Origin of the sequence: Devosia sp. MC1541 (assembly GCF_012847305.1) — a bacterium.
In the GTDB taxonomy this organism is placed as follows: Bacteria; Pseudomonadota; Alphaproteobacteria; order Rhizobiales; family Devosiaceae; genus Devosia.
In genome coordinates, this window is record NZ_JABBDZ010000015.1 from 20,651 (window position 1) to 40,021 (window position 19,371).

Below are 19,371 nucleotides of genomic sequence, written 5' to 3' on the forward strand. Positions count from 1 at the left end.
CAAATCGGAACAAATCCAACCCGCTTGCACCAGCGTAATCATACGCAAGACTCTTGCAAGCCTGCGCTCCTAAACCCTCGCCCCAAACGCCTATTCCTTGGCGTTAAAGTGAAACGTTCAGGCACAGTTCATCTCTGCCGCAATACTGACGCATAGACAGGGGATTCTCCCCTGACCTCATCTAGGAGTATGACATGCGTGCATTAAGCCTGATCGTTCCCTTCGCTTTGCTTGCTAGTGTTGCGCCTGCTTTTGCCGGTACCATTGCGATTGAGGGCAGCGGCCAAGTCCGCGCAGCGCCTGACATGGCAACAGTGTCGTCTGGCGTGACCACACAGGGCGCGACAGCCAAGGAAGCGCTCGACGCGAACAGCACTGCCATGACGGCGCTGATTGAAGCCCTCAAAGGCTCGGGTATCGAGGCACGCGATATTCAGACCTCAGGCTTCTCGGTCAGCCCCAACTATGTCTATTCGGAAGAGCGTGACGCGAGCGGCTATAGTCTGCCGCCCAAGATCAATGGCTATCAGGTGGCCAACAGCGTTTCCGTCGTCGTTCGCGACCTCGAAAAGCTTGGCTCGATTCTCGATCAATCGGTCACCGTAGGCGCCAACACCGTCAATGGGATCGAGTTTTCGGTCACCGACCCATCGGAATTGCTCGATGAAGCGCGCAAGGCCGCTTTCGCCGATGCCCGCGCCAAGGCTGAGCTTTACGCACTAGCCTCTGGCACAACCCTTGGCGATATTGAGAAGATCAGCGAAAGCCGAGATTACGCCGTACCAGTCGCTTACGCCATGGCAGAACGCGCAGTCGCCGCCGACAAGGTCCCGGTTGAGGCCGGCGAGCTGAGCTTCTCCATCACCGTCAATGTCGAATGGGACCTTGAGAACACCAAAAAGTAATCGGTGGAACTCTGTCGCACCTGCCTTGTTTTGAACAAACGGGACCCGACATAGGCACAGTTACATTCCGGCAGACATGTCTGCCGCGAGAACCCGGATCCCCTCCTTAGAGGGGGCTTGGGCGGTGGGGACGGAACCACCGTAGTCACTCCGTCCCCACCAACCCCTCCGAACCGGCTGGCCGGAGGCCAGCAAAAAGGCGCCAGTGGCGCCTCTTTAGGAGAGGAGGCCATGAGAGCTAAGCTCGAATGGCCCGGCTCATCAAAAGCCCCCCTCCCTACCCCGCCAGCACCTTCCAAAGCATATTGAGCCCCACCAGCACCAGGAACACGGCGAACACGCGCTTGAGCGTCTTCTGGTCGAGCTTATGCGCCAACGTCGCGCCAAGCGGCGCACAAACGGCCCCCAAAACGCCCACCAGCACCAGCGCTACGATATTGATGTAGCCAATGCTCAGCGGCGGCAGGTTCGGCACGCCCCAGCCTGAAATCAAAAAGCCCGCGGTCCCGGACAGCGCAATCGCAACGCCGATCGCAGCCGACGTCCCGACGGCCTTGTGCATGCTGTCCCCAAAAGCCACCAGTGTCGGCACAGTCAGCGAGCCACCGCCAATACCCATTAACGACGAAATATAGCCGACGACAAACGCCGAAATTCGGTGTGTCAGCGACGAGCCTTTTAAGTGCCCCATAACCTTGGTTTGCAAACCAAAGATAATGTTTGCCGCGATGAGGAAGGCCATTACCGCAAAAACAATGCGCAGCACATTGGCCGAGAACAAGCCAGCCATAAGCCCACCGATGAACGTGCCAACCACGATAAACGGAGCCCAGAGCTTGAACACATTCATATCGACCGCGCCGCGCTTATGATGCGAGCGCGCACTCATGATCCCTGTCGGTATGATAATGGCGAGCGAGGTCCCAACAGCGACGTGTTGAACGATCTCACTATCGTAACCCATCAGCAGCAGCGCGTTGGACAGCGCAGGCACGATGACCGCGCCCCCGCCAATCCCAAGCAGACCAGCGGCAATTCCGGACACAATACCGGTGGCGAGCAACCCGACAACGAACGGCCAATAGCCGATAAGTTCGCCCCAATTCATGTGTTATTCTCCGATGAGGTGGAGCACGATCTCGCGCCGATGCGGTCGGCGGCGGTGCTCAAAAAGATAAATACCCTGCCAGCTTCCGAACACGGGACGCCCCTCGCTCACCGGCACGCCGATTGAGGTCTGCGTCAGCGCGGCCTTTATGTGCGCCGGCATATCATCAGGCCCTTCAAGCGTATGGGCCAGCCAATCCATAGTCTCCGGCACGAGGCGTTTGAAGAAACCATCAAGGTCCACTTGCACGTCCGGATCGGCATTTTCCTGGATGAGCAGAGAGCAACTGGTGTGCCGGACAAAAACTGTCAGCAGCCCCGTCGACATGCCAGTTTGCGCAACGAAACTGTTCACTGCACGAGAAAATTCGTAAAGCCCCGGCCCTTGCGTCTGAATGCTGTGACTGTGTATCGCTTGCTGCATCGCACATGCCTATCACGACGGGTTGGACTGGAGGAGCCTGACCACTGCGAAATCGTCCAGCGCCCCAATCCCGCCGCATTGTCGGATTGCTTGTGTTATCCAGAATGTCTTGAGGAACTGCCCCAACAGCCCGGCGTTAGGGGATTATTACAAGATCTCCACCTGCTCCTGGCGACTGACACTTCGTTCAGACTGGGTTCAGGCAAATAAATCGATCTTCCCGTCATAGTGTTACACACTCGAAGGAATTGACATATGAGTTTCAAGACCTGGCTCCTCACCGGGACCAGCATCGGCCTCTTGGCCGTCGCGCCGCTTCCCGCCAATGCACAGGGTGCAGAACTCCAATCTGCAATCCAGTCCTACCTGCAAGCGCAGGCATCGGGCGATGCCGCCGCTCTTGAAGCTGCACAGTCGACGTTGACCAATGAGTGTATCGTCGCGGGCTTCTCTAGCGTCGAAGAATGCTTAGCATCGGGTGGTAGCGCTCCTGCGGCCCCCGCCGTCGATAATGCCGCCGCCGAAGCTGAAGCGGCCGCTGCTGCCGAAGCAGAAGCTCAGGCTGCTGCGGAAGCAGAGGCTGCCGCCGCTCAGGCCGCAGCTGACGAGCAAGCGCGCCAGGCAGCGGAAGCCGCTGCCAATGAAGCAGCAGCACAAGCTGCTGCCGAGGCCGAAGCACGTGCCGCTGCTGAACAGCAGGCTGCCGACGAAGCCGCTGCCGCTGCAGCGCGTGAGCAGGAAGAAGCCGCAGCCCGCGCTGAAGCTGAGGCTGCCGCACAGGCTCAGGCCGAAGCTGACGCCGCCGCTGCAGCTCAGGCAGAACAGGCCGCTCCTGTTGAACAGCCTGCCGTAGAGCAACCCGCCCCAGCCCCTGAGGCAACCCCTGAGGCTGCACCCGCTCCAGAGCCAACCCCTGCCCCTGAGGCACAGGTAGCCCCAGAAGCCGCACCAGCTCCAGCACCAGAAGCTGCGCCAGCACCAGAAGTCGCGCCTGCGCCTGCTCCAGAAGCGGTGCCAGTAGCACCGGGCGTTGACTATCAGGCAGAGTTGACCCGTCTCGTCACCGACTACGAAACAGCTATTTCCGATCTACTGAACGGCGCCAATGCAGACGAAGTGAACCAGCGTCTCGCAGCCATCCGTGCAGAAATCTCCGACCTCTGCGCCGCTCAGGGCAATGGTGATGTCACCTCCTGCCTCGCCGCCTTTGGCTTGGCACTGCCAGAAGTGCCTGGAATTGCCGCTCAACCTCCAGTGGAACAGCCTGTCGAACAGCCTGTCGAACAGCCTGTAGTCGCGCCAGAAGTGCCAGTTGAACAGCCTACGCCTGTCGAGGAAACCACCTCTGATGGTCAGACTGCAGAACCGATCACGGAACTGCCAGCTGGCATCGAAGCCGAGCAAATCGCTCCGCTGCTCGATAGTGCCAAGGATGAGCCAATGGTGGCAGCGCCAGCCCCTGTTGACGGCCAACCAGCTGTGATTGCACCAGTCGAAATTGCTCCGGCAATCGTGACGGTCGAAACCCTGCCACAGACGGATGAAGCGGCACAGTCCGAAGAAATCCGCGCCATGGTCGAGGCGCCTCTCGCGAACGCAGAGGCAGGCACCGAAGTCGCTGCGACGAACAACACAACGGTCAACCAGACCGTGGTCAACAACTACGTGACCAATATCGTCAACAACGTCTCGAACGTCAACAACAGCGTCACCAACAACACCACCGTGAACGACACGGTGACGAATAACAACACCAACATCACGAACAATCAGAACACCACCAATATCGGGCAGCAGAACAACTACGTTCAGATCATTGAGGCCCCGGTACTGCAGCAAACCTCAACTGGCGATGCCATCGCACAGGTGATCCTGCAGGTTGGTACACAGCTGATTGTGAACTCCATCGGTCAGGACACCAACCGCTTCTACAATCCGCAGCAGGACGAGATTTACTACGAAAATCTCTCCAACGGCCGCACGCGTGAAGTGATTGTCCGTCCTGATGGCACGCAGGTCATCACCGTGCGCAACCGCAATGGCGACATCCTGCGTCGCACGCGCATCACCCCAGATGGTCAGGAATATATCCTCGCCTATTTCGATGATCGCTATGAGGAAAACCTCAACAACTGGCGCGATCCGGGTCTGGACCTGCCTCCGCTGCAGCTCAACATTCCAGCACGCGACTACGTTCTGGATGCCCGTTACGCCGATGACCGTCAGCTGACGACCTTCTTTGCTCAGCCTCCGGTTGAACAGGTTGCCCGTCTCTATTCGATCGACGAAGTGAAGCGCTCGGCTCGTGTTCGTGACAGTGTGCGTAAGCTCGAAGTGGGTAACCTCACTTTCGATACGGGTGCTGCCACCATCGGCCGTGATCAGGTCGGTTCGCTCCAGAGCGTTGCCAACGCAATGCTGGCTCTGCTGCGCACCAATCCGAATGAAACCTTCCTTATCGAAGGTCACACGGACGCGGTCGGTTCGGACATTTCCAATCTCCGCCTCTCGGATTCTCGTGCCGCCACAGTCGCCCGCGTTCTCTCGGACTTCTATGGCGTACCGCCTGAAAACCTTGCCACCCAGGGTTACGGCGAACGCTATCTCAAGATCCGCACCGAAGCTGGCGAACGTGAAAATCGTCGCGTCACCATCCGCCGCATTACGCCGCTGGTAACAGTGGCAAACCGCTAAAACCACCCTCAAGGTCGGCCTTCGGGCCGACCTTACTTTTTACCCTGCGGCGCAGAGACACTTGCGCGCCACAATCGTCTTGATAAGCCGGAGGCAATTGCCTTGGAGTTATCATGAAAAAACTCGAACTCTTTGTTGAAAGCATTATCCTGGCGTCGCGCTGGCTGCTGGTCGCTTTCTACATCGGCCTGGCCGCCGCGCTTGGCCTCTACGCCCTCTCCTTCTTCGGCAAGCTCTTTGACTTTGCCACGAAGTTCATGGAGCTGAGCGAAAACGACACCATCCTCAAGCTGCTCAGCCTGATTGATGCAGCCCTCATCGCCAGCCTAGTGGTTATGGTGATCATCTCGGGCTACGAAAACTTTGTCTCGCGTTTTGACGACGACAAGGACGTTCACTGGCTCGGCAAAATCGACGCAGGCTCGCTAAAAGTTAAGGTCGCTTCGACCATTGTCGCGATCTCTTCAATTCACTTGCTGCAGATTTTCCTTAACATCCCGAAGTACGAAAACAACGAGATCATGTGGTACACAATTCTGCATGTGACCTTCATTTTCTCGGCGCTCTTCTTGGCCTACATCGATAAAATTACAAAAAAAACGGGCAAGGACGACACCCCGGGGCTCTAACCCACAGAGCAAACTACTGTCAGTAGGGCGGAAATCGGCAAGATTTCCGCCCTCTTCACGTCTTTCGTCGTTTTGGAACCAGCGAATTAAAAACGCGTTGAATCGGGGACGTTGAAACAAAGGAAACCTAAAATGGCGACCCCAGAACGTGATCCAGTCTACACCCGCGACGAAAGCCGCACCGTTTACACTCGTGAGAGCAATGGTACCGGTTGGTTCGTCGGCATCATCGTAGCCCTAGCACTCCTCGCAATTGGCTATCTGGTTTTCTCCGCCAATACCGGGCCAGCGACCGTTGATACCACTGCGCCAGCGCCAGCTATCGAAAGCACCGCTCCAATGACTGAAGCGCCTGCGACAGACGTTGCGCCTCCAGCTGCGCCAGCAGCACCAGAAGCGACTACCCCAGCTCCAGCAGCTCCGGCCGCTCCAGTGCCCCCAGCTGCTCCGGCTACTCCGGCTACTCCGGTTGTGCCAGCCAACTAATTGATTGCACAGCCACATTAAGCGCGTTTAGCAGACCCCGGCTTGCCGGGGTCTTGCTATTTTGACTTCATAGGACCGCTCCTATTGTAATCCCCGACCGCGCGCACCATGTGCAGTTTTTCACGGAGACGACATGTTCAACATCGACCAAATTCTAAAGACGCTGCAGTCCGACCCGAACCTCAAGAGCAAGGCTCTGACCGGTGCAGCTGGCATGGCTGCTGGTATGTTGCTCTCTGGCGGTAAGCCGCACAAACTTTTGGAAACCGGCCTCAAGGCTGGGGCTATCGCAGCCGTTGGTGGCCTTGCGTATAAGGCTTGGCAGAACCATCAGGCCAATCAGGCCGGTCAGGCCGCGCCAGTGCGCGAAGATGCCTTCATCCCACAGCCGAACACGCCAGCGCAGGAAGATTTGGGCAAAACCCTCGTCCGCGCCATGATCGCCGCATCCAAGGCCGATGGTCGCATCGACGCCGACGAAAAAGAAGCAATCTTCGCCAAGCTCAACACCATGCAGCTGTCCGGCGAGGAAAAGGCTTGGGTGTTTGACGAGCTCTCGTCCCCACTCGATATCAATGCTGTTGTCGCCCGCGCGGACACGCCTGAGCACGCCGCCGAAATCTATGCGGCCTCACTCGTCGCGATCACCGCTGATACCGCCGCAGAACAGGCTTATCTCGAAGCGCTGGCGGTCAAACTCAAGCTTGACCCAGCCCTCGTTGCTGAAATCCATCGTCAGGCCGGCGAAAAGCTGCCTCAGCCGAGCCAGCAGCCAATCGCCCCGCTCGCCTACACCCCACAGTGGCAGCGCTAATATCTCCGATCCAAGAAGGCCCTCTTCCCGAGGGCCTTTTCATTTCTGGCAACAAAAACCTACCGTAGTTACATTCATGTGCGCTCTTGCGTCATGCACCGGCTGCCTCCACTTCACGCGCTAAGGAGATACACCCATGGAACTCGGCCTATATTCCTTCGCGGAAAACACCCCAGACTTGCTCAACAATGGGCATTTGCAATCCCCGGCAGAACGCTTGCGGGATTTGATTGAAGAGATTGAGCTTGCCGATCAGCTCGGCCTTGCGTTCTACGGCTTGGGCGAACATCACCGCTCCGACTATGTCGCCTCGTCTCCGGTCACCATTCTGGCCTCCGCCGCCGCGCGCACCAAACAGATCAAGCTTTCGACCGCCGTCACCGTCCTCTCCTCAGAAGACCCTGTGCGCGTCTGGCAGCAGTTTTCAACGCTCGATCTTCTGTCCAATGGCCGCGCCGAAATCATGGCCGGTCGCGGCTCCTTCATCGAAAGCTTCCCGCTCTTCGGGCTCGATCTCAACGACTATGATGATCTCTTCGAGGAAAAGCTCGACATGCTCCTCGCTATCCGCAAGGGCGGGAAGGTCGCTTGGCCGGGCAGCCAGCATACAACCCCCATTCCGGGTCTGGAAATCTACCCCAAGCCCGCTCAGGAGCAGTTGCCGCTCTGGATCGCCGTTGGCGGCACCCCCAATTCCGTCGCGCGCGCCGCCTATCACGGCCTCAACCTGATGATTGCGATCATTGGTGGTCGTCCCCGTCAGTTCCAGCCGCTGACCGAGCTCTATCGCCAGACCGCCGAAAAGGTTGGCCATGATGTGACCAAGCTCAAACTCGGGGTCTCCGGCCATGGCTTCATCGCTGAAAACAGCCAAGATGCCCGCGACATAGCGTACCCGGCCCATAGCGCTGCCATGAATAAGATCGGCGCCGAACGCGGCTGGGGCCCAAGTTCACGCGCCCAGTTTGATGCCAACACCACGCTTGAAGGGGCCTATTACATGGGCTCGCCGCAAGAAGTGATCGACAAGATTTTGGCTCAGCACGAATGGTTTAAACATGACCGTTTTGGTCTGCAGCTCAGCGTTGGTACGCTTCCTCATGACAAGGTCATGAAGGCAATTGAGCTTTACGGCACGGTCGTAAAACCGGCGATTGATAAGGCATTAGCATAAGTGAGTACGTCTTAAGCGCAGGCCCGACTTAACCATCGGTTAAGCGGGCCACGCCTAGCTCACGCGCATGTGTTTTTCTTATCTCGTGCCTGAAAACTCAGCGAGCCGATCCAAGACGTCTCTCCTGAAAAACGCTGTCACTTGGCTCCCCGCAGTCGCTTTTGCGCTAGTCGGCGCCGGACTTCTTGCTGCCCCACAAGCGGCAGCAGACACCGGCGAGATGGCGGTGATCTTCCCCCCCTTCACCTCAGAAGCCACTGCTTGGGAACGCATCCACGAGGCTGGCGGCTTTGTTGTCGGTCCGACCCGCTTTTCCAACATTGTCGTCGTCTACGCCGACGATCCAGATTTCAAGTACCGCGCCAGCCAATTTGGCGCCCTTTGGTTCACCGCTGCCACTGGCCTATGTGCCGAGGCCTAAAGCTAGTTCAATGACACTTAACAATATTCGTTCTGTCGCGACCATTATGGTCACGGCCCTGACCCTGTTTATGGCGGCGACTGCTATCGTCGTAGAGCTGCTCATGCAGGGCAATTTTGGCACCACAGCGCTCATCGGCGCTGCCGGCATCGCAACTGTAGTAACCGGATTCTTGACCACAAGATCGAGCGCCGGCTTCCGTTATCTGCTGGTGACAGTGCTGATGGTCTCCATCTCTGCCATCATCGCTGCAACCAAGGGCACGCCTTGGCAGACCGACTTGCACATGGCTTTCTTCGCCTCGCTCGCTTTGAGCTCTTTGCTCTACGACGCGCGCGTCATTCTGGTGGGCACCATCGTTATCGCCATCCACCACCTTCTTCTGGGCATGACCCTGCCCGATCTGGTGTTTTATGGCGGCGGCGGCTTGCCCCGCATCGTACTGCACGCTGTCATTCTGCTGGTCGAGGCCGCAGGCCTGATTTGGCTGCTCCGCAATACTTTCGCTTTCGTCTCGCTCGCTGATCAGAACGCAAATGATGCAAACGCCAATGCCGAGCGTGCCATTTCGCTCGCTCGTGACGTCGAGGAAAGCGAAGAAACACGCGTTGAAGACCGTCAGCGCACCCTGCAAGAGCTGCGCGATCAGTTCGGCACAGTCATCACGGCTACGCTCAATGGCGAATTTGGCCGCCGTGTGCCCGAGACCTTTGCAGAGCCCGACCTCAACAATCTGGCGCATGCCGTCAACGATCTCATTGCCAACCTTGAGACCGGGCTTGCGGAAACGTCATCCGTCATGGCGGCACTGTCGCAGAAGGACTTGAGCGCGCGCGTTACCGGCACCTATGCCCCCGTGTTTTCTGGCCTCAAGACCGACACAAACCTCGTTGCCGACCGCATGAGTGACGTCATCACCACGATCCGGACCGCCACAACCACGCTGGCGCACGCAACGGGCGAACTCCTCGACGGCGCGGAAGCGCTCGCCCGCCGCACCAACGAGCAGTCAGAGGCCGTGCGTGAAACCGCCGTCGCCCTGGAGCAGCTGAGCCGCAATGTGGACGAGACCGCCGAGCGTGCTTCCAAAGCCCGCGCAGCCACGGAGTCCGTTGCCACCACGGCCGATCGCGGTACCACGGTCATGACCAATGCAACCGCCGCCATGGAGCGGATTGCCGCCTCCTCCCAGCAGATCGCTGGCATTATCACCATGATCGACGACATCGCCTTCCAGACCAACCTGCTGGCGCTCAACGCCTCAGTTGAAGCGGCCCGTGCAGGCGATGCCGGTCGCGGCTTTGCTGTGGTCGCGGTCGAAGTGCGCCGTCTCGCGCAATCTGCCGCCTCCTCATCCGCTCAGATCAAAACCCTGATCGAACAGGCCACCAGCCAAGTTGGACAAGGTACGGTTCTGGTCAAGGATGCAGCGAGCGCCCTGAGCGAGATCACCCAGGCAGCCCATGTGAGCGACAGGCTCATGCATGACATTGCCGAGGCCACGTCCGAGCAGAACCACGCCTTGCGCGCGATCGACGAAGCAGTGCAGCACATCGACGTGCTCACCCAGCACAATGCGCAACTGGTTGAAACAACCCACAGTGCGGTTGCAGAAGCTCAGGGCGAAGCTGGAGCGCTCAATACGCTCGTCGGTGAGTTCCAGCTCGAAACCCGAGTTCCACTCGCCAAGAGCGCTTAAAAAAGAAATGGCGCCATCGCGGGATGGCGCCATTCATAGCAGCTTACGCTCGCACTGTTCCAAGATAGACCTTACTTACCCGAACGGCTCAGCGACTTGATAGCGAGTGGTGGCATGCCGGACTTTTCAGAAATCGCACGGTCCTGAGCTTCAATCTCAGCACGTGCAGGCTCATCGCCATCGAGGCCGCCGAGCAGGCCTGCATCAACCTTACGGTTCGAGCGCTGGGAGCCGTCTTCGTACACAACGTCAAACATCACGAATTCAGTGCGGGCAGTTGGCTTACGGGCCATCAGAGTTCTCCTTGCAAAAAACAACCGCGGGCCGATCGGCCCGCGGTCGTCAAAAAGTCAGTTATTCTGGGCTTAGCGGAAGATGTGCTCGCCCTGCTCATCGATGATCTGCCGACCCTTGCTCAGAGCTAGCATAACCAGATCTTCGCGCGAGCTCATGCGGTCGGCGCGAATAAAGCGGTAGGTTTTCACCTCGCCGCCAATTTCTTTTTCGATGGTGCCAGCGAGCTGGAGCTCTGAGCCGACCTTCATCTCAATGGCCTTGATCTTGAAGCCCTTGTAGTCTTCTTCGCCCAGCGACTTATCGCCAGCAGGCGCGGCTTCCGATTTCCCGCCACCAAATAGCTTCTTCAAGAACGACATGGGAGCTCCCCTCAATCTACCGTCGCCGCAGTGGTCTCGGATGTTCGAGTTCACCGCGTTTCTCCATCTCCTCCTGCAACCACGCAGGCGAGATATCAAAATAGTTGGGCCAGATCGGCTTGCCGTTGACCAGCTCGACCTTAGCGAAGAAATTCCGATCCCGCAGAGGCTCAGTCCCCTCCCCCCGCTCAGAGAGCATGGGGGCCGCGTTGAACGTACCATAAGTGGCGTCCGAGAACGTCACCACCAGCTTGAACGGCACAACGGCCTTCAAGCTGGTCACCTTCAGCCGAACCGGCTTTAGCGGAATGATCTCAGTTATCGAGGAAGCTCCGCAGCTTGCGCGAACGGCTCGGATGCTTGAGCTTACGCAGTGCCTTGGCCTCAATCTGACGAATACGTTCACGCGTAACCGAGAACTGCTGACCGACTTCTTCGAGCGTGTGGTCGGTGTTCATACCGATACCAAAACGCATACGCAGAACGCGTTCTTCACGCGGGGTGAGCGAAGCCAGAACGCGGGTGGTGGTTTCACGCAGGTTCGACTGGATCGCCGCATCAATCGGCTGGATCGCATTCGAGTCCTGGATGAAATCGCCCAGGTTCGAGTCTTCTTCGTCACCGATTGGCGTTTCGAGCGAGATTGGTTCCTTCGCGATCTTGAGGACCTTGCGGACCTTGTCGAGCGGCATCTGGAGCTTTTCGCTGAGCTCTTCCGGTGTCGGTTCGCGACCGATTTCGTGGAGCATCTGACGGCTGGTGCGAACGATCTTGTTGATCGTTTCGATCATGTGAACCGGAATACGGATCGTACGGGCCTGATCCGCGATCGAACGCGTGATCGCCTGACGGATCCACCAGGTCGCATAGGTCGAGAACTTGTAGCCGCGACGGTATTCGAACTTATCAACGGCCTTCATCAGACCGATGTTGCCTTCCTGAATAAGATCGAGGAACTGCAGACCGCGGTTGGTGTACTTCTTGGCAATCGAGATCACGAGGCGAAGGTTGGCTTCCACCATTTCCTTCTTGGCGATAGCCGCTTCGCGCTCACCCTTCTGAACCTTGTGCACGATACGGCGGTATTCAGCGATATCGAGACCGGTTTCAGTGGCCAGCGTAGCAATTTCCGTACGGATGTCGCCAATGGTACCAGCTTCACGGCGAGCGAACTCACCCCAGCCCTTACCGTCAAAGTTTTCGAGTTCCCATTCCCAGCTCGGATCGACTTCACGACCGTAGTACTTGTCGAGGAACTTCTCGCGCTTAACGCCATAGCTTTCAGCCAGACGCAGCAGGCGACCTTCCAAACGCACGAGACGCTTGTTGATGTCGTAAAGCTGTTCAACCAGGCTTTCGATACGGCTCGCGTTCAGCGACAGCGACTTAACGTCGGCAATCACTTCGCCGCGCAGCACGCCCAGCTTGGTGTTTTCGTCAGCGGAAACAGCAATGTTGCGGTCTTCGGCGTGCCGATCCTGCATCTCACGCATCGCGCCATAGGCTTCGGCGATACGGTTGAAGGTTTCCACGACCTGCGGCTTGAGTTCCGCTTCCATCGCCGAGAGCGACAGTGCGTTATCAAACTCATCGTCGTCGTCTTCGACTGGGTCCTGCGGAGCTTCTGGCTCTTCTGGCACGTAATCGTCGTCTTCGCCCGAACCGGCCGAGCGACGTGGCGCAGGCTTAGCAGCAGGCTTAGGAGCCTCAACCACAGGCTTAGCAACAATCTGCACTTCCGGTGCAGCCTGCTTGGCGTCTGGGCCAGCATAGGTGGCTTCCAGATCGATAATGTCGCGCAGCAGAATTTCGCCCTGAGCGAGCTGATCGCGCCAAATAATAATCGCCTGGAAAGTCAGCGGGCTTTCGCAAAGCCCTTCGATCATGGTTTCGCGGCCAGCTTCAATGCGCTTGGCGATGGCGATTTCGCCCTCGCGGCTCAGAAGCTCAACCGAACCCATTTCGCGCAGATACATACGCACCGGATCATCGGTGCGGTCAGAACCGGCCTTGGCGTTGGACGTGTTGGCAACAGCGGTGCCAGCAGATGTGGCGACTTCCGTGCCGGTGTCGTCTTCGTCCTTCTCCACCTCGGTTTCTTCAACTTCGTCTTCGTCGACGACGTTGATGCCCATTTCCGAGAACATGGACATGAAATCTTCGATCTGCTCCGAGCTGACTTCTTCCGAAGGCAGTACGGCATTCAGCTCTTCATACGTGACGTAGCCACGCTTCTTGGCGACCTTGATCAGCTTTTTAACAGCTGCATCGTTTTGATCGATTAGCGGGCTGTCGTTGGATGTTTCCGGAGCCGCGCCTTCGGGCTTCTCGGTATCCTTAGTATTTTTGTTCGCTGCCTTGGTGGCCATCTGCTACTCCTCGGGACCGTTGGGCACGGAGGTCCCGGCTTTGTCTTAGGTGGTGACAACTCAAGACAAGGTAAAGGTTTGGTCACCAGACCGTTAACGGGGTGCCATACGCTGGTCCGCTATGGAGCATAGCAACGAGTGATTCGCCACAACGCAAAATCGCGCAATTCGCCCGTAATTAGAGAATGACCTCTAAAAACTGCGACTTGCGCGTCCAGATAGCGAACCAAACCCTTCAATCAATGCTTCAGTGCCATCGACAGTGGTAATCTGGTTCTTGATGTCCCGCAGCCGTTCAAAGGTTTCTTCGCTCGGGTCTTCGCCCAGCGCCGCTTCTGCTGCTTTGAGCTCTCTATTTAGCTCAACTTTCTTTTTATGCAAGGCCAAGGCGTGACTCAAACCGATTTCCGCGTCCGTTTCCGCGACCTCGGTATCGACTTGCCAGACCCCCTGAATTTTTAAAATCTCATTCATCCGGTACAGTGCCGGACCATGACCACGCACACCCAAAGCGGCCCGCAAATCTTCTGCAGAAATGTCATGGTGGCGCACGACTAGCGCCAAAATGTCGCTCAAAACTTTCTGTGCAATAGTCGTCTCACAGTCGAATGCACCCAGCGCATCGAACTTATCCTCGACCAGCGAGGGGTGATTGACCAGCGTCAGAATAATAGTGGCTTCACGCGGAGTAGCATCGACAGCGGTCGCACCACTACGCACGAGGCGTGAATTGCGCAGCGTATCAGAGACCACGAGCTTAGGCGTACCGCGTGAGGGGAAACCATAGCCCCCGCTCTGACCATAGGCCGGCTTGCCACCGCCACTCCAATTTCCCTGCCGTCCCTGCTGCCGGATTGGCGCAAAGAACGCTTTCAGCTTTTCCTCAAACGCCTGCGCGTAGTGGAAGCTGACATTGGAGTCCTGAATGGATTTCGCCCGATCACGAAGTCGTGCCTGCAAGGCCGCGCGCTCTTCGGGCGCCTCTGGCACAATCCCGCCAGTCTCAATGCTCCAGATCGTGTCCGAAAGGCTGCGTGCCTTGTCGATCACTTCAGCAAAAGCACCCCGCCCCTGCGCCTTGATCAAATCGTCCGGGTCTTGCCCTTCAGGCAAGGTCGCGATTTTGACCGTTTTTCCGGGCTGCAAATGCGGCAGAACGATTTCGGCAGCGCGCTGCGCCGCCTTTTGCCCAGCCTTATCGCCGTCAAAGCACAAAACCGGCGCATCGCTCATGCGCCAGAGCAATTGCACATGCTCTTCGGTCAGCGCCGTACCGAGCGGCGCAACCGTGCCCTCAAAACCCGCAGACACCGCTGCGATAACGTCGAGATACCCCTCAACCACCACGACGGTCGCGCCTTCATAGGCCGCGCGCTTTGCCGTCTGGCCGTTGTAGAGCGTTTGCCGCTTGGAAAAGAGCTGGGTTTCCGGCGAGTTGAGATATTTCGCTGGCACATCCGCGCTCATCGCTCGACCACCAAAGGCGATCACCCGCCCTTTGAAGTCGGTGATCGGGAACATCACGCGGTTGCGGAACCGGTCATAGGTCAGTGGATCGCCATCACGACTTGTCACCAAGCCCGTGTCGATCATCGCCTGCGCCGAAACCCCGTTCGCCGCCAGATGCTCTTTCAAGCCGTTGCGACTGTCAGGGGCAAAGCCAATACGAAACCGGCTCTGGCTCGCGGCCGACACACCGCGCTCAAACAGATAGCCCCGCGCTCGCGCACCAATATTATGCGCCAGCGCCGCCTCAAAGTACCGGGTCGCCAGCTCCATCACATCGATCAGCGACCGCTGTGCTGCCTCGCGACGCTCCGTGCGCTCGTCGCGCGCCGGCATCGCAACACCAGCCATGCTCGCCAGCTTTTCGACAGCCTCGGGGAAGCTCATCCCGGTCTTTTCAGTGAGGAACCGGAAGTGGTCCCCACTCACGCCACAGCCAAAGCAGTGATAGATCCCGCGACGATCGTCAGCGTGAAAACTTGGGCTCTTTTCGCCGTGGAACGGACAACACGCCCACATGTCGCCCTTGCCGGGCTGCGATTTCCGCTTATCCCAAAGCACGTGCTCGCCCACCACCTGCGTTATCGGCAGGCGCTGACGAATTTCATCCAAGAAATGATCGGAAAAGCGCATATAGAGTACTTAGGGTCTAACCCTCCGAAAGTCACGGCTCAGGATTTTGATTATACATGCGACCAAACCGCAAAACGCCAAAGCCCATGCTTGCCGCTTTAATCATCGGCCCCGTGCTGTGTGTCGTGCTGACGCTGTGGTTCGTCTGGACGCTCATCCCGGCCTAGCGGGACAAGCGCCCATTGCGTCGCTTAGGCCTTGCTCGCCTTATAGAGCCGCCAAGCCCAGCCAAATAGGCCAATAGCGAAGGCGATCAACAAAACACCGCCCAGCATAACGCTCACCACTGCCGTCAGCATCGGGAACAGCAGGAAGACGAGCCCGAGAAGCACATAGGAAATCCCGGCCAACACCACAGGCCAAATTCGTGCGTAGCTATCGCGCTCGCGCACCACGACGACAATCTGCATCACCCCGACCACAATGGCGACCAATCCCACCATGGTGGACATGAATGTCACGGTCAAAACTGTCGCCAGCAGCGGGCTGATCAGAATGACAATGCCCAGCACCAGCGACGCCGCATTGGCCACAACGTCAAACCAATAATTGCCGCTCTTGCCGCCCCCGAAGGTTAGGCTCCACAGGCCAAGCGCACCGTCGATCAACAACAGCGCCCCCCCAAACAGCACCAAAACAGTCAGCGCTTCGGCAGGCACCAGCAGGGCATAAACGCCCCCAACAAACATCAAGAGACCCCGCAGCGCTGTAATCAAAGCGAAGCGGCGTTTGGTTTCGGACGACACAGGCATCGACATTCCCCTCTTTGACGGCTCTCCTACCGTCACCCTAACTTCGTCGCCCACGTTACGCCCATTGTGCAAGGGCGCAAGTGCGCAAGCATCAGGGGTCACGGTCCGCACCAGCGGCGATTTAGCCGTTGCCCTTTGCCCCCGCACATGGGATGCAGCACCCGCCCCTCCCAAACCGGTCGCCCTTTTATGTCTGTGCCTCTCCTCGCGCTTTTCCTGACTGCTTTTGCTTTCGGCACAGCTGAATTCGTTATTGCCGGCCTTCTTCCTGAAGTTGCCCTCGGCCTGAGCGTCTCCGTACCCGTCGCGGGCTATCTCATTTCCGGTTACGCCATCGGCATTGCCGTCCTTGGTCCGCTGCTGACGCTGGCGACCAAGAAGTTCAATCGCAAGACCACAGTTGTTGTGCTCGGCGCACTCTTTGCCGTGGGTCAGGCGCTCTGCGCCATCGCGCCCAATTTTGAACTGCTCATGGCGGCCCGCGTCTTCGTCTCGGCGCTACACGGCGCATTCTTCGGCATGGCTTTTGTAATTTCCACCGGTCTGGTGCCGCCCGAGCGTCGCGGCTTTGCCGTTGCGCTGGTTCTCTCTGGCCTCACCGTTTCCAATGTCATCGGCGTGCCGCTGGGCACGGCCATTGGTCAGCTGTTCGATTGGCGCGCGACGTTCTGGGCTGTGGGTGCTCTCGGCCTTATCGCTTCAATCGTCATCGCCGTTTTCCTACCCAAGACTGCGGGTTCTGAATCAACCCAGTCTAGTTTTGCCCGCGAATTCAAGGCGCTCGGCCGTCAGCAGGTCTATCTGGGCCTCGCCATCGCGACCTTTGTGATGCTGGCACAATACGCCGTCTTCACCTACATCGCCCCGCTTTATCTCGAAGTGACGCGCCTCGAGGAAGAAATGGTTCCGATCATGCTGCTGATCTACGGTGTCGGGGCCACCATCGGCGTGTTTCTGGGCGGGCGTTTGGCCGATTGGAACCTCGGCAAGTCCATTGTCCTCGTTCTTGCCGGCCAAGTCCTGCTGTTCGCGTCGCTCTATTTTGTGGCGCCCTACCCGCTCGCCATGGGCATAACCACCTTCATTTGGGGCGGCGTCAACTTTGCCTTTGGCTCGCCCTTGCAGTCGCGCATGCTCCTCTGGGCCAATGACGCGCCAAACCTGACCTCGTCGCTGATCCCAACCGGCTTTAACGTCGGCATTGCCGTGGGCGCGATCTTATCCGCCAATCTGCTTGAGCAAGGCATGGGCTATCACAACCTGCCTTGGGTCGGCACGGTCGTCATCACCGTCGCGCTTCTGCTCGCCGTCATTTCGGTGGTCTGGGAAGCCAAGAGCACCAATCGCCCCCCTACTGGCGATGCCGACACCATAATTGTTGCGCACTAACCACAAACACCGACGAGCAAACAATTTGTCAGTTTAAATTAACACATCGTACGGACTTCCTTCCTATCTAGCTTCCCTAGGGGGGCCGTACGATGATCGACTTAGAGACGCTGCGCGTAGCGGTGGCCATTTCTAGCGCCTCATTGGCGATAGCTCTGGGAATTGGCTGGCACTACTCAAGAACGCAGACGTTCCTCGCCCATGGCGCACTCGGTGTCGCTGTCGTCGTCATCGGACTTACGGCTATGACGCTCATGGGTGGTCTCTACACCCCTTGGTACAATTTAACGCCCTTTTGCATCGTGCTTGTCGGCCTCAGCGGCATCTATTCGGCAACACGGCGTTTCCGCTCCGAGTCATCGAGCATCTTGCGACCCGTCGTAGCCGCAGTCAGCTCTGTGGCCCTCGCGCTCGCCCCTGCCATTGTGAACTTGTCAGGCGTCAGCGCCCTCATGCTCAACGGGGCTTCAGGGGTCATTCTTTTGCTCTGCGCATTTGAGAGTTGGCGCGCCCGCAAAGAATCAAGACTAGCGATCACCGCCAACGCCTTTATCTACACTCTCACCGGCATTTCGTTCCTCAGCTGCTCCTACGTAATTCTGATAGAGCAGAGCTGGTATCTAACCACTATCCCCAAAAACTGGGCAGAAGACTTCAACACGGTCATGTCGCTGATCGGGGCGACGACCATTGGCGCCCTTACTCTGACCCTGCACCATGCGCGTTCCGCTGCACTGCACAAGGACGAAGCGAATACCGATCCACTAACGGGTGTCCTCAATCGACGCGCCCTCTTTAGTCGCCTAGAGGCTGTGCCGTCCTGCGAAGGTCATGCGGTCATCATGTTTGACCTCGACCATTTTAAGCAGGTCAACGACCAATTCGGCCACGAATATGGTGACAGCGTCCTGCGCCAGTTCGCGCTCGTCCTCAAACAGCACCTTCGCAATGAAGACCCCATCGCGCGATTGGGTGGTGAAGAGTTCTGCGTCGTCGTCAAAATTGAGGGCAGAGATAACGTTCAGCAAATTGCCGACCGCATTCGGCGCGCATTCGTTGCGCTGCGCATTCCCGGTGGGCCACAAGGCAATTTCGCGACGGTCAGTATTGGCTTGGCGCTCGGTTCCCCAGAGGAAACTTTCCCTGCCGCCCTACGCCGCGCCGATGCAGCGCTATACGAAGCAAAGCGATCCGGACGCAATCAGGTCCAGATCGCTTCACTCAGATTGGTGGCGTGATTAAGCCGAAAGAGTCGAGCGAACCTGGCCGCTCACCTTACCAAAATCGATTCGGCCCGGGTAATCGGCGCGCAACTGGGCGATAACCTTGCCCATGTCCTTTGGCCCTTCGGCCCCTACGGCAGAAATTGCTGCTGTAATTGCCGCAGCGACTTCTTCTTCGGTCAAAGGCTTAGGCAGGAACTCATTGAGAATATCAATTTCTTCTTTCTCGACGGTGGCGAGATCGGCGCGACCGGCACCAACATAGATCGCAAAGCTCTCTTCGCGCTGCTTCACCATCTTCTGAATAATGCCCAAAACCTCGTCATTCGTGGCTGGACCTTTGCCATCACCGCGATTTGCAATGTCACGGTCTTGCACCGCCGCATTGATTGCGCGCAATGTTGCTGTGCGGCGCTGATCACGGGCTTTAAGAGCCTGTTTCAGACCCTCGCTGATGTCTTCGCGCATGTGGTTTTGGCTCCTTGCTATG

The 19,371-nt window shown here is 57.9% G+C and carries 19 protein-coding genes; 10 read left to right on the forward strand and 9 right to left on the reverse strand.

The genetic code is table 11. The features are described 5' to 3' along the window. Window positions 1-194 precede the first annotated feature (194 nt). Window positions 195-905, forward strand: coding sequence for an SIMPL domain-containing protein (locus tag HKD40_RS14155; RefSeq protein WP_169196435.1), 711 nt, complete (start codon window positions 195-197; stop codon window positions 903-905). Window positions 906-1,182: 277 nt separating this feature from the next. Here the strand turns inward: HKD40_RS14155 and HKD40_RS14160 are convergent, their stop codons facing one another. Together HKD40_RS14160 and HKD40_RS14165 are read right to left on the reverse strand one after the other, a co-directional pair. Then, window positions 1,183-2,013, reverse strand: coding sequence for a sulfite exporter TauE/SafE family protein (locus HKD40_RS14160; protein ID WP_169196436.1), 831 nt, complete (start codon window positions 2,011-2,013; stop codon window positions 1,183-1,185). A 3-nt stretch (window positions 2,014-2,016) separates the two neighbouring features. Continuing rightward, window positions 2,017-2,436 (reverse strand): secondary thiamine-phosphate synthase enzyme YjbQ, encoded by a 420-nt coding sequence (locus HKD40_RS14165; RefSeq protein ID WP_169196437.1) that lies wholly within the window; start codon window positions 2,434-2,436, stop codon window positions 2,017-2,019. A gap of 255 nt (window positions 2,437-2,691) precedes the next feature. On the opposite strand from HKD40_RS14165, the gene HKD40_RS14170 reads away from it, so the two are divergent. The 7 genes from HKD40_RS14170 (at window position 2,692) to HKD40_RS14200 (ending at window position 10,353) form a co-directional block, all read left to right on the forward strand. After that, window positions 2,692-5,130: an OmpA family protein gene (locus HKD40_RS14170; protein ID WP_169196438.1), complete on the forward strand. Its 2,439-nt coding sequence runs from the start codon at window positions 2,692-2,694 to the stop codon at window positions 5,128-5,130. Window positions 5,131-5,243: 113 nt separating this feature from the next. After that, on the forward strand, window positions 5,244-5,759 hold the full coding sequence (locus HKD40_RS14175) for a TIGR00645 family protein (protein ID WP_169196439.1): 516 nt from the start codon (window positions 5,244-5,246) through the stop codon (window positions 5,757-5,759). A gap of 132 nt (window positions 5,760-5,891) precedes the next feature. Further along, window positions 5,892-6,245, forward strand: a complete 354-nt coding sequence (locus HKD40_RS14180; RefSeq protein ID WP_169196440.1) for a hypothetical protein — start codon at window positions 5,892-5,894, stop codon at window positions 6,243-6,245. 133 nt (window positions 6,246-6,378) lie between these two features. Further along, a complete protein-coding gene (locus HKD40_RS14185; RefSeq protein WP_169196441.1) occupies window positions 6,379-7,059 on the forward strand; it encodes a tellurite resistance TerB family protein in 681 nt (226 codons plus the stop codon). Window positions 7,060-7,195: 136 nt separating this feature from the next. Then, on the forward strand, window positions 7,196-8,233 hold the full coding sequence (locus tag HKD40_RS14190) for an LLM class flavin-dependent oxidoreductase (RefSeq protein ID WP_169196442.1): 1,038 nt from the start codon (window positions 7,196-7,198) through the stop codon (window positions 8,231-8,233). 67 nt (window positions 8,234-8,300) lie between these two features. Continuing rightward, window positions 8,301-8,654, forward strand: a complete 354-nt coding sequence (locus HKD40_RS14195; protein WP_169196443.1) for a hypothetical protein — start codon at window positions 8,301-8,303, stop codon at window positions 8,652-8,654. A 10-nt stretch (window positions 8,655-8,664) separates the two neighbouring features. Further along, window positions 8,665-10,353, forward strand: coding sequence for a methyl-accepting chemotaxis protein (locus tag HKD40_RS14200; RefSeq protein ID WP_169196444.1), 1,689 nt, complete (start codon window positions 8,665-8,667; stop codon window positions 10,351-10,353). Window positions 10,354-10,424: 71 nt separating this feature from the next. On the opposite strand, the gene HKD40_RS14205 is transcribed toward HKD40_RS14200, so the two are convergent. The 6 genes from HKD40_RS14205 to HKD40_RS14230 form a co-directional block, all read right to left on the reverse strand. Continuing rightward, on the reverse strand, window positions 10,425-10,646 hold the full coding sequence (locus tag HKD40_RS14205; protein WP_169196445.1) for a hypothetical protein: 222 nt from the start codon (window positions 10,644-10,646) through the stop codon (window positions 10,425-10,427). A 72-nt stretch (window positions 10,647-10,718) separates the two neighbouring features. Then, window positions 10,719-11,009 carry an HlyU family transcriptional regulator gene (locus tag HKD40_RS14210; RefSeq protein WP_169196446.1) on the reverse strand — a complete coding sequence of 97 codons (291 nt, stop codon included), beginning with the start codon at window positions 11,007-11,009 and terminating at the stop codon, window positions 10,719-10,721. A 16-nt stretch (window positions 11,010-11,025) separates the two neighbouring features. Next, window positions 11,026-11,292, reverse strand: a complete 267-nt coding sequence (locus HKD40_RS14215) for a DUF2442 domain-containing protein (protein WP_169196447.1) — start codon at window positions 11,290-11,292, stop codon at window positions 11,026-11,028. A gap of 31 nt (window positions 11,293-11,323) precedes the next feature. Continuing rightward, entirely contained in the window at window positions 11,324-13,378 is a 2,055-nt protein-coding gene (gene rpoD / locus HKD40_RS14220; RefSeq protein WP_169196448.1) for an RNA polymerase sigma factor RpoD, read from the reverse strand. 192 nt (window positions 13,379-13,570) lie between these two features. Next, window positions 13,571-15,517, reverse strand: a complete 1,947-nt coding sequence (gene dnaG, locus HKD40_RS14225) for a DNA primase (protein ID WP_169196449.1) — start codon at window positions 15,515-15,517, stop codon at window positions 13,571-13,573. A 191-nt stretch (window positions 15,518-15,708) separates the two neighbouring features. Continuing rightward, a complete protein-coding gene (locus HKD40_RS14230; protein WP_169196450.1) occupies window positions 15,709-16,269 on the reverse strand; it encodes a DUF308 domain-containing protein in 561 nt (186 codons plus the stop codon). Window positions 16,270-16,458: 189 nt separating this feature from the next. Between HKD40_RS14230 and HKD40_RS14235 the strand changes: the two genes are divergently transcribed. After that, the gene (locus tag HKD40_RS14235) at window positions 16,459-17,658 is read left to right on the forward strand and encodes an MFS transporter (protein WP_169196451.1); all 1,200 of its coding nucleotides are present in this window, start codon (window positions 16,459-16,461) and stop codon (window positions 17,656-17,658) included. A gap of 92 nt (window positions 17,659-17,750) precedes the next feature. Next, entirely contained in the window at window positions 17,751-18,896 is a 1,146-nt protein-coding gene (locus tag HKD40_RS14240) for a GGDEF domain-containing protein (protein WP_169196452.1), read from the forward strand. Here HKD40_RS14240 and HKD40_RS14245 read toward each other — a convergent pair whose 3' ends face one another. Beyond that, window positions 18,897-19,349 (reverse strand): GatB/YqeY domain-containing protein, encoded by a 453-nt coding sequence (locus HKD40_RS14245; RefSeq protein WP_169196453.1) that lies wholly within the window; start codon window positions 19,347-19,349, stop codon window positions 18,897-18,899. It lies immediately after the preceding gene. Between the last annotated feature and the right edge of the window lie 22 nt (window positions 19,350-19,371).